General features: G+C 67.7%; 13 protein-coding genes. 7 read left to right on the forward strand and 6 right to left on the reverse strand.

Annotated features, from left to right (window positions below):
* Window positions 1–276: 276 nt before the first annotated feature.
* The 3 genes from H6717_33225 to H6717_33235 form a co-directional block, all read right to left on the reverse strand.
* Window positions 277–924, reverse strand: a complete 648-nt coding sequence (locus H6717_33225) for a hypothetical protein (protein MCB9581943.1) — start codon at window positions 922–924, stop codon at window positions 277–279.
* 411 nt (window positions 925–1,335) lie between these two features.
* The gene (locus H6717_33230) at window positions 1,336–1,860 is read right to left on the reverse strand and encodes a transposase (GenBank protein ID MCB9581944.1); all 525 of its coding nucleotides are present in this window, start codon (window positions 1,858–1,860) and stop codon (window positions 1,336–1,338) included.
* A gap of 436 nt (window positions 1,861–2,296) precedes the next feature.
* A complete protein-coding gene (locus tag H6717_33235) occupies window positions 2,297–2,827 on the reverse strand; it encodes a DUF1697 domain-containing protein (protein MCB9581945.1) in 531 nt (176 codons plus the stop codon).
* Window positions 2,828–3,159: 332 nt separating this feature from the next.
* Here H6717_33235 and H6717_33240 point away from each other — a divergent pair, with 332 nt between their 5' ends.
* From H6717_33240 to H6717_33250, 3 genes are read left to right on the forward strand one after another with little or no spacing between them, the layout of a single operon-like run.
* Entirely contained in the window at window positions 3,160–4,692 is a 1,533-nt protein-coding gene (locus H6717_33240) for an asparagine synthetase B (GenBank protein ID MCB9581946.1), read from the forward strand.
* Window positions 4,692–5,057 carry a hypothetical protein gene (locus H6717_33245; GenBank protein MCB9581947.1) on the forward strand — a complete coding sequence of 122 codons (366 nt, stop codon included), beginning with the start codon at window positions 4,692–4,694 and terminating at the stop codon, window positions 5,055–5,057. Before H6717_33240 ends, H6717_33245 begins: the two co-directional genes overlap by 1 nt.
* On the forward strand, window positions 5,054–6,484 hold the full coding sequence (locus H6717_33250) for an urea transporter (GenBank protein MCB9581948.1): 1,431 nt from the start codon (window positions 5,054–5,056) through the stop codon (window positions 6,482–6,484). The genes H6717_33245 and H6717_33250 overlap by 4 nt, the downstream gene beginning before the upstream one ends.
* A gap of 170 nt (window positions 6,485–6,654) precedes the next feature.
* Here H6717_33250 and H6717_33255 read toward each other — a convergent pair whose 3' ends face one another.
* Complete coding sequence (locus H6717_33255) at window positions 6,655–7,047, reverse strand: hypothetical protein (protein MCB9581949.1); 393 nt, start codon at window positions 7,045–7,047, stop codon at window positions 6,655–6,657.
* Window positions 7,048–7,101: 54 nt separating this feature from the next.
* Window positions 7,102–8,070 (reverse strand): hypothetical protein, encoded by a 969-nt coding sequence (locus H6717_33260; GenBank protein MCB9581950.1) that lies wholly within the window; start codon window positions 8,068–8,070, stop codon window positions 7,102–7,104.
* A gap of 146 nt (window positions 8,071–8,216) precedes the next feature.
* Here H6717_33260 and H6717_33265 point away from each other — a divergent pair, with 146 nt between their 5' ends.
* The 3 genes from H6717_33265 to H6717_33275 are packed head-to-tail and all read left to right on the forward strand — an operon-like array spanning window position 8,217 to window position 10,908.
* Complete coding sequence (locus H6717_33265; protein ID MCB9581951.1) at window positions 8,217–8,981, forward strand: NUDIX domain-containing protein; 765 nt, start codon at window positions 8,217–8,219, stop codon at window positions 8,979–8,981.
* Window positions 8,982–8,998: 17 nt separating this feature from the next.
* A complete protein-coding gene (locus H6717_33270) occupies window positions 8,999–10,015 on the forward strand; it encodes a band 7 protein (GenBank protein ID MCB9581952.1) in 1,017 nt (338 codons plus the stop codon).
* Window positions 10,012–10,908, forward strand: a complete 897-nt coding sequence (locus H6717_33275; protein MCB9581953.1) for an NAD(+)/NADH kinase — start codon at window positions 10,012–10,014, stop codon at window positions 10,906–10,908. The genes H6717_33270 and H6717_33275 overlap by 4 nt, the downstream gene beginning before the upstream one ends.
* Before the next feature lie 61 nt (window positions 10,909–10,969).
* On the opposite strand, the gene H6717_33280 is transcribed toward H6717_33275, so the two are convergent.
* Window positions 10,970–11,572: a hypothetical protein gene (locus H6717_33280; GenBank protein MCB9581954.1), complete on the reverse strand. Its 603-nt coding sequence runs from the start codon at window positions 11,570–11,572 to the stop codon at window positions 10,970–10,972.
* Window positions 11,573–11,654: 82 nt separating this feature from the next.
* Between H6717_33280 and H6717_33285 the strand changes: the two genes are divergently transcribed.
* The gene (locus H6717_33285; GenBank protein ID MCB9581955.1) at window positions 11,655–13,718 is read left to right on the forward strand and encodes a CHASE domain-containing protein; all 2,064 of its coding nucleotides are present in this window, start codon (window positions 11,655–11,657) and stop codon (window positions 13,716–13,718) included.
* The last annotated feature ends 12 nt before the right edge of the window (window positions 13,719–13,730 follow it).

Consider the following 13,730-nt stretch of genomic DNA (forward strand, 5'->3'; position numbering starts at 1 on the left):
CCGCGGCGGACCGACATGATCGTGCACGCGCCCTTCGAAGTGGATGAGCTCCCAGGACCCGCATGCTGCGTTTCCCTCGCTGGCGACCCTGCCGTCATTCGCTGGGAGGAAGCTTCTCGCGCTCGAATGGCTCCACGAATGGCTCGCCGGAGTGGCCTACGCCATTTCGGGCGACCACGCCTCGGCACGCAGATCCGGTGCTGGAATTGCCTGACAGCTGCCCACGCGGAGCGGTTGCTCTGTGTACACCGGTGCTAGTGCAGGGTCAGCTCGCCATCACGGCGTGTTGCAGCTATCGACTTGCTGCTTTCCGCTCCAACACCCCGGAACGACTGTCGTCGCTGTGCACGTGGGAACGTTGTAGTCTCCGTACTGAGCACCGCACTGCGTGTCGAGGGTGTCGCATCCGCAGGAATGCTCCGTCTCGTTCTTGCAGCAGCGCCCGCCCGGAAGCGGACTGCAGGTAGACACCTCCTCCATGGACGACAAGATCGCACTGCCGTGGTCCGCACCGCACTGACACGTGTCCGTTATCGAGTTCGAGTCACAGCCCACGTACACGCACAGGCAGCTGTCTGCATCGCGGCAGCACACGGTCTTTCCTGCACCAGCGAAGGTGTCGTCGCAGTTTGCGACCAATGGGAACAGGGGATCCTCGCCCGGCGCAAGCGTGTCGCAGTAGCAACCATCGCGAGGATCCATGCGGTCGTCTCGATGCCGGCATACCCAGCCGCTAGCAGTGCTTCCGCCGCTGCCACCGCTTGCCGCACTGCCTCCCGTCGATGCGGCACCGCCGCCTCCTGCCGACGTGGCGCCATTGCCCGAGGCGCCGCCCATACCGCCCCCGCCGCCGCTCCCAGAAGAGCAGGAAAAAAGCAACAAGGCGACAGCGAAAGTGGTGAGGCGCAGGGGCGTTCGGGTCATGCCCTCAGATATCCCGTTCCAGCGCCTGTCCGCATGACAGCCGCCATGCCGAGTGCACGTTGCCCGGGAATCCTGCTGTCATCGCCATGCTACCTGCGACCACCTTTGTCGCAGGCCAGGTCCGGATTTGAGTGAGCCCGCCCCGCGATGGCCGTGATGGACGCACAGGGAAAGGCACGCCACGAGCAGTGTCGCGGTCCTGCGTCGGCACGGCCGCGCGCATTCCGCGCCGGAACGATGCCGCGAGGCGGCGCCACGCTGGACGTCAGTGGGTCATTCTGACGTCCGTTCGCGTGGGTGTCAGTGGTTCGCTCTGCGTTCGCGTGGGCGTCAGTGCTTCGCTCTGACGTCCGTCCGCGTGGTTCCGCGGCGGACCGACATGATCGCGCACGGTGTTCGAGGTAGTCCGCCTCACGCGTGGAGGTGCGGGCGCTTTCCGGGGACGGTGTCCGGTGGGATACCGCCGCCACTGTCGCGCCACTGCTTGGCGATGATGGAGAGGGGGGCAGTGATGGGCGCCTTGCCCTTGCGGTCACAGGTCCAATCCCCGAGCCAGCCGTCGAAGTCGTGACCGCTGGACCAGGGGTCCACCCAGGTGCGCCCGAGCTTCTTGTTGGGGAAGTGCTTGCGGGCATTGCAAAGGATGTAAGCGAGGACGTTGCGGACGCCGCGGCGAGTGTCGATGACGTCGTGGTGATAGCGGCCGGCAAAGACGCGGCCGCGCTTGCGCCCCATGACGCGATTCATGCCCTTGGCAATGCGGATGGCGATGCCCTGCATGGCGCGGGAAAGGGAGGGCGTGTTGTTCGCCTCCACGAGGAGGTGGAGATGATTCCCCATGACGGAGAAGTGAAGCAGGCGGAAACCCTTGTGTTTGCGCCATGCCTCGAAGGCGCGAGTGATGACGCGGTAGCTCGAAGGGCGGCGGAGATTCACTATGTCGGCGCGGACGCGGAGCGTGACGAAGACGGCGCGCTCACGATGGGTGGGACGGCGCTTGGCGTGACGGACGCCGGAGCCCTCGACGCGCTTGCGGCCAGCACCGCGACGGCGGCCGCCCCAAGTCGAAGAGCGGGGAGCGCCGGAGGAAGCCCGGGGGGCGGAAGGCGCGGGGCGGAGGGCGCGCGGGGAGGTGCCGGACGCCTTGCGGGAGGGTGCGCGGGTGCTGGGAGCGGGCGCGGACATCTTGAATTGGGCACATGTTATCACGGGAAAGGGCAGGTGCAAGGGGCGGAAGTGAAATGGTGTGAGAGGGCGGCGCGGGCACGACGCGCAGAGCGGCGCGGGCACGACGCGCAGAGCGGCGCGGGCACGATGCGCGGGGCGGCACGGACGCGCGGGGCGGCACGGACGCGCGGGGCGGCGTGGGCGGCTAGGGGCGGAACTTGTCGACCAACTTGCGCAGCATGGTCGTGTTGCGCGTCGTGGTCGTCTCGCCGCCCATGGCGCCCCAGTCCTTGCCCTTGAGCGACGTCCCGGAAACGCCGCCCTCGATCAGCCAGTGCACTTCCCGGCCCTTCACCTTCAAGGTGTCGACGTCGTTCGAGAGCGCTTCGATCTGTTGCGCTACCTTCTTGCCGGGCGCATTGCGCAGGAATGCGACCATGTGAGTCCGCGGCTTCGTTACGTCGCCGTAGGGCTTGTGCGCCGCAATGCGCTCCACGTCTGCCCAACTCCGCACCAGCGTGGGCACCTCGAATCCAAAGGCCTTCTCCAGCGCCGTCTCGATCTTCTTCTCGACGCTCTCGGCCTTGGCGCGGCTCTCGAAGACGGCATTACCGCTGTTCAGGAAGGTGCTCACCTTGCTGAAGCCGAGGGCCTCGAGCTCTTCCTTCAAGCGCGCCATGGGCACCGTGCGCTTTCCGACGTTCACGGCTCTGAGGAAGGCGACGTAGCGCGGCATGACGCCATCTGAGCACAGATCGCGAGCGGGATCGCGCTGCTACGACATCCAGCTGCGGCAGAGCGCCGAAGCCGTTTCTGGACGACCGAAGCGTGGAGCGGTGCGCGCGCCTCGCGATGCACTGCGTTCCTGCGACGCCATATGCCCGCGCCTCGCGACGCACCGCGCTCCCGCGACGCCATATGCCCGCGGAGCGCGGCGGGGATCGCGACGCACCAACACCCAGCTGCAGCAGATCGATGAAACGGCAGTTTCTGGGCGGCTGGCGCGAAATCGAGCCAAAAATGGCTCCAAGGGTTGGTTTTGTGCGACGCCTTCGGTACCTGTGGAGAATGTGCGGCATCGTCGGAATGTTCAACGCCAACGACGAGCATGCGCTCAATGCCATGCTCGAATCCACGGTCCACCGTGGGGAAGACAGCACGCGCTACGAGTTCCACGATGAACGCTGCGGCATCGGCATCAACCGCCTGAGCATCGTGGATCTGGAGCGCGGCGAGCAGCCGCTCCGGAACGAGAGCGGTGACGTGCGCGTCGTGTGCAACGGCGAGATCTACAACCACGAAGCCATCGCGGCGGACCTCTCGGAGCACGAGCTGCTCACCCGATCCGACGCCGAGGTGATCTCGCACCTGTACGAGGACCACGGGGAAGACTGCGTGAACCTGCTCGACGGCATGTTCGCCTTCGTGCTCTACGACCGCAAGAAGCAGACGTTCCTGGCGGCGCGAGATCCGATCGGCATCAAGCCCTTCTATTACGCGCGCGATGGCCGGCGCTGGTATTTTGCCTCGGAAGCGAAGGCGTTGATTGCCGGCGGCGCGGAGCCGCAGACGGTACGCATGCTGCCGCCGGGCTTTCGGCTGACGGAGCGCGGCCCGGAGCAGTACTATTACCTGGCCACGCAACGCAGCGTGCCGGATCCACACATCGTCCGCGCGCTGCTCGATCACGCCGTGAAGAAGCGGCTGATGGCGGACGTGGAGGTGGGCACGTTCCTCAGCGGCGGGCTGGATTCCAGCATCATCACGGCGCTCGCGGCGCAGCACAATCCGCGCGTGCGGGCCTTCACCGTGGGCATGGAGGGCTCGCCGGACGTGGTGGCCGCCAAGCGCGTGGCGGAGCACCTGGGCGTGAAGCACTACGTGCAACCCTTCACCATCGACGAGATGCTCGAGGCGCTGCCGGAGGTGATCTGGCACGTGGAGAGCTACAACCCGTCCATGGTCACCGGCGCGGTGGTCACGCTGCTGGCCGCGCGTCACGCCAAGAGCGCGGGGCTCAAAGTGGTGCTGTGCGGTGAAGGTTCTGACGAGATCTTCGCCGGCTACAAGGCCGTACGCCACATGAGCTGGCCGCAGATGGTGGAAGCTTCGTGGACGCTCATCAACAATCTGCACAACACGGAGTGCAAGCGGCTCGATCGCATGAGCATGGCGGTGAGCTTGGAAGCGCGCGTTCCGTTCCTGGACCGCAGCCTGGTGGAGTACGCCCTGAACCTGCCCGGGGAGGTGAAGGTCAAGGAGGAGGGCGGCCGCCGCATCGAGAAGTACATCCTGCGCCAGGCCTTCGACGATCTCTTGCCGCGGGACATCGTGTGGCGCGAGAAGATGCCCTTCGATCAGGGTAGCGGCGCGCGCCACATCATCCAACATGTGGACTCCCAGATCAGCGACAAGGAGCTGAAGGACGCGCAGCAGGAGTGGCCCGAGGCCGCCCTCGCATCGAAAGAGATGCTGTTCTACTACCGCATCTGGCGCGAAAAGTTCGGTGACCTCGGCGGCCAGCGGGTGTTCGACATGTTCGGCAACTACCCGGTGATGATGGACGGCATCAAGAAGCGGACGGCCGAGAGCGGCAGCTGATGCCGGAGCCTCTCGAGCTCAAGTGCCCGCCCGGCGGTGCCAACCGAGACGGCGCCTTCAAGCTCTCGTGGACGGGACCCAAGGACGCAACGTTTCGCCTGGTCGAGAAGCAGGGCGACCAATCGCGCACGTTGTTCGAGGGACGCTCCCACGGCAGCACCGTCACCGGGCGCCCCGCCGGGGACTACCAATACTCGCTGAGCACCGTGCAGGGACGAAGCGCCACCCCCTGCGTGGTCAAGGTGCGCCCCTACCCGTTGACCCTGGCGCTGTCGTTCTTCTTCGTCGGCTCCCTCGTCACGCTGGCCACGGTGATCGTGATCTTGCGCGGCCATCGCGCCCACAAGCGGGGTGAGATCGGATGACCGGTCCGGTCCTGGAAGCCAGCACCGGCTGGATCATCCTGGCGGGCTTCTCGCTGCTCTGGATCTTCCTCGGTTGGTACTGGGGTCGGCACGGCACCACCTTCGAAGGGCACATGCTGGCTGGTCGCAAGGTGGGCCTGGCGCTGGGCACCGCCACCGCGATGGCCACCTGGGTCACCTCCAACACCACGATGGCGGCACCAGAGGTGGCGTACCGCTTCGGTGTATGGGGCATGGTCGGCTACTCCCTGGGCGCCGTGGGTTTGCTGCTGTTCGCGCCCATGGCGGAGCGCATCAAGCACCTGATGCCCCACGGCTACACCAGCGGGGACTTCGTGCGCACCCGCTACGGCGTCGCCGCGTGGATCGTGTTCCTGCTGATCTCGTTCTTCTACGGCCTCGGCTGGCTGGTGAGCATGGGCATGGCCGGCGGCATCTTGCTGCACGCTCTCACGGGCATCCCTTACGAAGTGGGCATGGTCGTCATCACCGTGGTGTGCGTGGGCTACACGCTGCTCGGTGGCCTGCACGCCGTGATCGGCACGGACTTCATTCAGAGCCTGCTCATCTTGGTGGGCCTGTGCGTCGTGGGCTTCGTGGGCTTCACCCAGGTGGAGCCCGTGCAGATCCATCACGAGCTCGCCCAGACGCGGCCCGGGCTCTTGAACCTGCTGATGCCGGCCTCCATCATGTTCCTGTTCAACAACTTGCTGTTCGGCCTGGGCGAGATCTTCCACAGCAACGTGTGGTGGTCGCGCGCCCTCGCCTTCCGCAAGGGCGTGGGCTTCCGCGCGTATCTCGTGGCCGGCCTCGCCTGGCTGCCGGTGCCCATCGCCGCCGGCGCCCTGGCGCTGTTCGCTCCCGTGCTGGGCATCAACGTGCCGGCGCTCGACATGGTGGGACCCCTGGTGGTCGCTCACATGATGGGCAAGGTGGGAGCCATCCTGATCTTCGTGGTGGTGTTCTCGTCCCTCGCGTCCTCCCTGGATTCGCTGTTGGCCGCCACCTCGGATCTGCTCGTGGAAGACGTGTACCGCCGCATCCTTCGACCCCAGGCCCGGGGTCCCGAGCTCCGCCGCGCGGCGCGCACGTTGGTCCTGGCGCTGGGCGTGCTCTCCATCGCCCTGTGCTGGAGCAAGGCCACCACCCTGGCCCGCATGATCGCCTTCACCGGGGCGTTCGTGGCTTCCACCATCTGGCCCATCGCCGCGGGGCTGTACTGGAAGACCGCGAACCCCAAGGCCGCCACGCTGGGCATGGTGCTGGGCACCGCCGCGGGCCTCACGTCCTACTTCGTGATCGGCTGGTACACCGCGGCGCTGGTGGGCGCCGCCGTCAGCATGCTGTGCGTCGTCGTCGGCAGCGCCCTGGCACCGGCGCCCTTCGACTTCAAATCCCTGGCGGAAGAAATGCGGGAGCCCGGCTGATGCGCATTCCCGGCACGGTGTTCGACGGCATGCTGTGGCTCGCCCTCGTCGGTGTGGCCCTGGGCGCCGTGTACCTGCTCGTGGTGCTGGTCAAAGAGTGGCGGAGCGGCCAGCTCTGGTAGTCTGCCTTTGTTGGTCCGGCGCGAACCCCGTCGCGCTCCCGGGGCGCGTCACGCCTCGCCGGTTGCCCAACGCAGCGCTTCGTCTTCGTCCTGGGTCACGCTGGCACGTGTTCCGGATTCCCGAGCGACACGGTTCACCTGCAGCGCGCCGACGGCGCTCGAGACGAGGAACACGACCCGTGCAACGCGAGAAGCGAGCTCGCTACGAACGACTTCGACGGACCGCTCGAAGGGCTCGTCGTTCACACCGGGTGCGCTCCGCACGTCGATGAGCACACCCCAGGAGGCGTGCTCTGGGCGAAGGAGGCCCAGCGCTTCGCGATACGTTTCCACGATGGCTTCTTGCCGCTCGGGGCGGCGCGCCGAGCGAACGACGCGGATCAGCTTTCGCTCCGGGTGCTCGAACAGCTGGATGAGCTCGTTCTCGAGGAGGGGGTCCATGTCGGAGCGAAGAGTAGCTCGCGGGGGTGACAGAGCGCTACGAGCTCCGCGCCGTCACGGCGGGCTGACGACGATGTCGTCGACGTATAGCGCCGCGGCCGTCCCGCTCGTCATGGAGCTCCAGGAGTCCACCGCGAGATCGCCGACAAGGTTCTGGAGCACCGCGGAGCTGTCGGTGCGGTCCACCTGGTACGCGCTCGGCTCACTGCCGCTCGCCGGCCACACCTTGCCCTGCAACCGCGACTGACCGGCGTTCACCTGCGTCAGCCGATAGCGCACGCGGTACAGCACACCGGCGCTGAGCGACACCGGCGAGACGGAACCCATGAGGCTCTCGTTGCCGGTCAGCTCGTGCCAAACACCGATGCCTTCCGGATTGCGGAACGCCTCCACGAACACCGCGTAGCCCTGCCCGTTGGGCGTGGACTGCGTGAGGTAGCCGCCGTTCTGACGCAGATAGAAGCCGACGCCCTGGGTGTTCTCGCTCGAGAACTCGAAGCTGAAGGTGACCTGGGCCTCGCTGCAACCCAGCGGCGCCGTCATGCGTGCCAAGGAGTAGCTCGTCGTCTGCGGGATCAAACGGCCACGTCCGTTCTGGATGTCGGCGGTCTGTACGCCCCCCGCGGCTTTCCAGGGCGACGGCCAGGGGGATCCGTTGGCGCCGCTGAAGGTCTCCGTGAAGTTGCAGCCCGCTTGGCCGCCGGTGCCGGCTTGGCCGCCCGTGCTCGTGCCGCCGCTGCCCGCTTGGCCGCCCGTGCCGCCGCTGCTCGCGCCCGCTTGCCCGCCGCCGCTGCCGGCTTGCCCGCCGCTACTCGTGCCGCCGCTGCTCGCGCCGCCGCTACTCGAGCCACCGCTGCTCGCGCCCGCTTGGCCGCCGCTGCTCGTGCCGCCGCTGCTCGCGCCCGCTTGGCCGCCGCTGCTCGCGCCGCCGCTGCCCGCTGGACCGCCGCCGCCCGAGTCGTCGCTACCGCAGCCCAAGAGCCCGATCAGTAGACACCCCGCACACCACCCAACCCTCTGCACCCTACGACCATAGCGTCCCGCGGGGCCGTCCGCGAGGTTCCGCGGCGAGGCGACAACAAAAGCAGCGGGGCAAGTCGTTGGTTTTGGGGCATCTGCGCGGGCCTTCCTTGACATATCTGCGTTACGCATATATGTATTCTGCATATATGGCGACCTCCCGTGCAAAGAAGGCCCAGCGGGCCCCGCGAGACGAGGCGGAGTTCCTCGCCAAGTACGACCCGGCCGAGTTCGAGCGGCCGAGCGTGGCGGTGGACGTGGCGCTCGTGAGCGTGGTCGACGGCGCGCTGTACACCTTGCTGATCCGGCGCGGGGAGCATCCGCATCGCGGTCGTTACGCCTTGCCCGGTGGCTTCGTCGGGATGAAGGAGTCGCTGGAAGCGGCGGCGCGGCGCGTGCTGGCGGCCAAGACGGGCCTGTCCGGCGTGTTCTTGGAGCAGCTGTACACCTTCGGTAACCCAGGGCGGGATCCGCGAACGCGGGTGGTGAGCGTCGCGTACTATGCGCTGGTGGATCGCGCGCGTTTCGACGAGCGCGCCAACTCCGAAGGCACGGTCGGGCGCCTGCGCATTCCGTGGGAAGGCGAGGTGGGCGGACCCGTTGGCGTGGACGACGCCTCCGGCAAGCCGCTCGAGCTCGCCTTCGATCACGACGACATCCTGGGCATGGCGGTCAAACGCTTGCGCGGGAAGCTCGACTACTCACCCATCGGCTTTCAGCTGCTGCCGGAGACGTTCACGCTGCTCGACCTGATGCAGGTGCACGAGACCGTCTCCGGACGCCCCCAGAACAAGGACTCCTTCCGGCGCCGCATGCTCTCGTCCGGGCTCTTGGAAGCCACCGGCGAGCGGCAGCAGGACGTCGGTCATCGCCCCGCGGAGCTGTATCGCTTCGGCAAGCGCTCCGCTGTTTGAACCTCACGAGGTCCGTCATGGCAGAGATCAGAAACTACGGCCTTTTCCGCCACTTCCGCTCGAGCCCGGCGATGTTCGTGCTGCGCTACCGCCGCGGAAAGCGGGTGGCGAGCGGACCGGGGCTCACCTTCTGGTTCCTGCCCCTGTCCGCCAGCATGGCGGAGGTGCCCCTCGACGATCGCGAGCTGCCCTTCGCCTTCCACGGGCGCTCCAGCGATTTCCAGGACGTCACCACCCAGGGCGTGATCACGTATCGCGTTGCGGAGCCGCAGGAGCTCGCGGCCCACGTCGACTTCACCGTGGACTCCAGCTCCGGCAGCTACGAGGCCCAGCCGCTGGAGAAGCTCGCGGGGCTGCTCACGCAGCTCGCGCAACAGCACGCGCTGGCGTACGTCACGGAGACGCCCATCCGACGAATTTTGACGGAGGGCTACTCGACCATCCGCGAGCGGGTGACCGCGGGGCTCGAGCAAGACGCGGGCATCGCCGGCATGGGCATTCACATCGCCACCGTGCGCGTGGCCGCCGTGCAGCCCACGGCGGAGCTGGAGCGCGCGCTGGAGATGCCGACGCGGGAGAAGATCCAACAAGAAGCGGACCAGGCCACCTTCGAGCGCCGCGCGCTGGCGGTGGAGAAGGAACGCGCCATCGAGGAGAACGAGCTCCAAAACCGCATCGAGCTGGCGCGCCGCGAGGAAGAGCTCATCCGTCAGACGGGACAGAACGAACGGCGGCGGGCCGAAGAAACCGCGCTGGCCAAGAAGCTCGAGGTGTCGGCCTCGGCGGAGTGCAAGCGCATCGCGGCGGAAGCCGACGCCGAGCGCATTCGCATGGTGGAGCGCGCCCGGGTGGAGAGCGAGCGCGAGCGCATGGACGTGTACCGCGAGCTGCCCACCGGCGTGATGCTGGGCCTCGCCGCGCGCGAGCTCGCCACCAAGCTCGAGCGCATCGATCACCTGAACCTGACGCCGGAGCTCTTGGGTCCGATGCTCTCGGATCTGGTGCAAGCCGGAACGCGTCGCCTGGAGAAGTGATGGCTCGCACGCCGCGCGCCGTGACGGTGACTCGGCCCACGGAGTACGAGCTGCTGCTCCGGCGTCACGCCACCCGTGGGCAGGCCGAGTTCTTCCTCCGTGCCCACGGGCAGAAGCTCGCCGACGTGGAGGCCGCCCATCAGCGCTTCCAAGGCGTGCTGGAGCAGTGTCATCGCGGCATCCCCGACACTTTTCGTCGCGCTCACGTTTCGCGGGAAGATCTCGACCGCTTCTTGTTCGAGCCGGAGGACGTCATCCTGGTCGTGGGTCAGGACGGGCTCGTCGCCAACGTGGCCAAGTATCTCCAGGGGCAGCCCGTCATCGGCGTAAACCCCGATCCCGAGCGCAACGACGGCGTGCTCGCACGCTACACCCCTGCCCTGGCCAGCGAGCTGCTCGCGCCCACCGCCGATGGCGCCGCCCCCATTCAGCGCCGCACTCTGGTGGAAGCCGAGCTCGACGACGGTCAGAAGCTCCTGGCCCTGAACGAGGTCTTCGTCGGACACCGATCCCATCAGTCCGCGCGCTATCGCATCGGCTGGAAGGAGCATCACGAACGCCAGTCTTCCTCGGGGCTCATCGTGGCCACCGGCACCGGCGCCACGGGTTGGGCGCGGTCCATCGCACGCCAACGCAAGAGGCCGGTGGAGCTGCCGGAGCCCACCGACGGCCGCGTCACGTTCTTGGTGCGCGAAGCGTTTCCGTCCGTGAGCACGGGCACGCGCATCACCGCGGGCTGCCTCACCGAAACGGATACCCTCGAGGTCGTCTCCGAGATGAACGAAGGCGGCGTGGTGTTCGGTGACGGCATCGAGAGCGACCACCTCGACTTCGGTTTCGGCATGCGCTTGTCCGTCCACGCTTCCAGCGTGCGCCTGTGCCTGGTCGCGTAGCTGCGTCGTCTTCCTTTGTCGGGGCGGCGCGATCCCCGTCCCGTCGCTCCGCGCTGGACCGCTAGCGCGGCGAGAAGCGGATCGGGAAGTGGAACCACAAGGGCTCGTGGTGCGGCCGCGGGTAGCGCACGTTCTCGAGGGCGTGCACGGCGCAGCCGTGGAGAGCGGCCCGGAGCGGCGCGGGGCCGGTGCTGATGGCGCGCGGCTCACCGTGGGGCGCCACCGCGACGCTGACGACGAGATCGCCTTGCAGCACTGGATCTCGCACAAGGGCCGCGGCGTAACACGCGCGGAGCTTGTCGCTCGCGTCGCGGGCGACGGCGCGCTGCACGTCGGCAATGGTGACGGTGCCCTGCTCCAAATCCGGCGGCGTCACGCTGGGGGGCTGGGGACCGCGCCACGCGTTCGCTCCGCTCGCTGACACGAACAGGCCGAAGGGCTCGTCGAAGGGCGAGGCCACCACGCGCTGCAGCGTGTGACTCGTGAACGCATCTCCCGCCCGGGCCAGCGATGCGCTGGCGATGATGGCCACGGCGGGGAGCACTGCCAGTAGCGCCACCAGCTTGGGCGCGCGACGGAGCGCCTTGGCCCGCCGCTCCACGGCGGCCCAGAACTCGTCGTGATTTTCGGGGTGGACCAGGCGGGAGCGATAGGGGCCGGACATGGCAGCTTGGACAACCGGGTGGGGGAAAAGTTTGGGCCGCGCCGTCGACAGCCGCAAGGCGCCGTGAGAAGAGGCGACAGTGGTGCCGCGCACGCGCGAAAAGCCGACGGAGCCGCTCGGCAGCTCCACCCTGGGATCCCGGCGTCACGCGCCGGCGGTGGCGACGTTCATCGTTGGTGTCCTCGTCACCCTCGCGATCTTCTGGGTGCGCCTCGGCGATCGCCGCGCGGAGCAGAAGCTCGGCTTCGAACGCCGGGCGGCGGATGCTGCGTCCGTGGTGGTGAACGGGCTCGATGGACCGCTCGAGTCGCTGTACGCGATCCCCGCGCTGTTCGCCGCCTCGGACGAGGTCACGCGCAAGGACTTTCGCGAGTTCGTGACCGGTGCCCTGAAGCGCCACCCCGGGATCTACGCGTTCGAGTGGCTTCCATGGCTCGCCCAAGGCGAGCGTGTGACGTTCGAGCAAGAGGCTCGGGACGAAGGTCTCGAGGGTTTCACCTTCACCGAAGTCGGTAAGGGGGGTCGCATGGTGCCCGCGCCAACGCGGAAGCGCTACGCACCCATCTTCTACATGGTGCCGCCGCACCCGGAAGCGCTGGGCTTCAATCTGACCGGAGACCCCAAGCGCCTCGCGCCGTACACGCAAGCGCGGGACAGCGGGAAGACCGTGGCCTCGGGTCGCATTCGCTTGGTGGAAGACGCGCCCGGCGTGCACTCCATCGCCGTGTTTCATCCGGTGTACTCCCACGGCTTTCCGCCCCAGTCTCCGAGCGAGCGGCGTCTACGCTTCTTGGGCTGTGCCGTGGAAGTGTTTCGAGTGAAGCCGGTGCTCGAGCGCGCGCTCCGGGATCACGACGTGACCGAGCTGGGCGTGGAGGTACTCGATCGCTCTGCTTCCGCGGCGGACCAACAATTATTCGAGAAGAGCACGACAGGAACGGGTCCACGCCTGGGGTACGAACGAAGCTTCAGCTTCGCCGATCGAAAGTGGGCGGTAGTGGTGAGCTCGGTGGTGCCGGTGGACCGCGGCCCGCTGTGGCTGCTCTTCGGGGGGCTCGCCAGCAGCATACTGCTCGCGTTGGTGGTGTCCGGAGGTCGCACCATCTTGCACTTGCGGAAGCAGGTGCAGGCGGCGGCGCATCTCGGGCAGTACACCCTGATGCGCAAGCTGGGCGAAGGCGGCATGGGCGTGGTGTACGAGGCGACGCACGCGATGCTGCGGCGACCCACGGCGCTCAAGCTGTTGCCGGCGGAGCGGCGGGACGACAGTCGGCTGGCGCGCTTCGAGCGGGAGGTGCAGCTCACGAGCCAGCTCACACACCCGAACACCATCGCGATCTACGACTACGGGCGCACGCCGGACGACGTCTTCTACTACGCCATGGAGTACATCGCAGGGCTGACGCTGGAGCAGCTGGTGCGCGAGGACGGCCCGCAGCCGCCAGCGCGCGTCGTGCAGCTCCTGCGACAGGTGCTGGGCGCGCTTGCCGAAGCGCATGCCGTGGGGCTCGTCCACCGCGACATCAAGCCCGCCAACCTGATGATCTCGCGCCGCGGCAACATCCCGGATTTCGTCAAGGTGCTCGACTTCGGCCTGGTAAAGAAGCAGGTGGAGACGGAAGCGGACCTGAAGCTATCGCGCACCAACACCTTCGTGGGCACGCCGCACTACCTGGCGCCGGAGGCGATCACCGAAGGCGAGGTCGGCCCCGAAGCGGACATCTACGCGGTGGGGGCCGTCGCCTACTTCCTGCTCAGCGGAACCACGGTGTTCGAGGGGGAGAACATGGTGGCGGTGTGCACGTCGCATGTGTACGACGAGCCGGTGCCGCCCTCGCTGCGCCTCGGCAAGAAGGTGCCCGAAGCGCTGGAGCAGCTCGTGCTGCGCTGCCTGTCCAAGGACCCCAAGGAGCGTCCGAGCGCCCTCGCGCTCTCCGAAGAGCTCGCTGCGCTGACCGACGTTGGCAGTTGGACGGAGGAAGACGCCGAACGCTGGTGGCTCGAGGTGGGCGACGAGCTGGTGGAAGACGCGCTCGAGCGCACGCGCCGCGGTGCAGCCGCGCGCACCATGGCCATCGATCTGCGCCGCCGTCGCGAGTCCGTGGAGTACGCCCCAACTGTGGAAGACATGCGCCGGGAGGAGTGAGCGGGTGCTATT

Source organism: Polyangiaceae bacterium, assembly GCA_020633235.1.
GTDB lineage: Bacteria > Myxococcota_A > Polyangia > Polyangiales > Polyangiaceae > JACKEA01.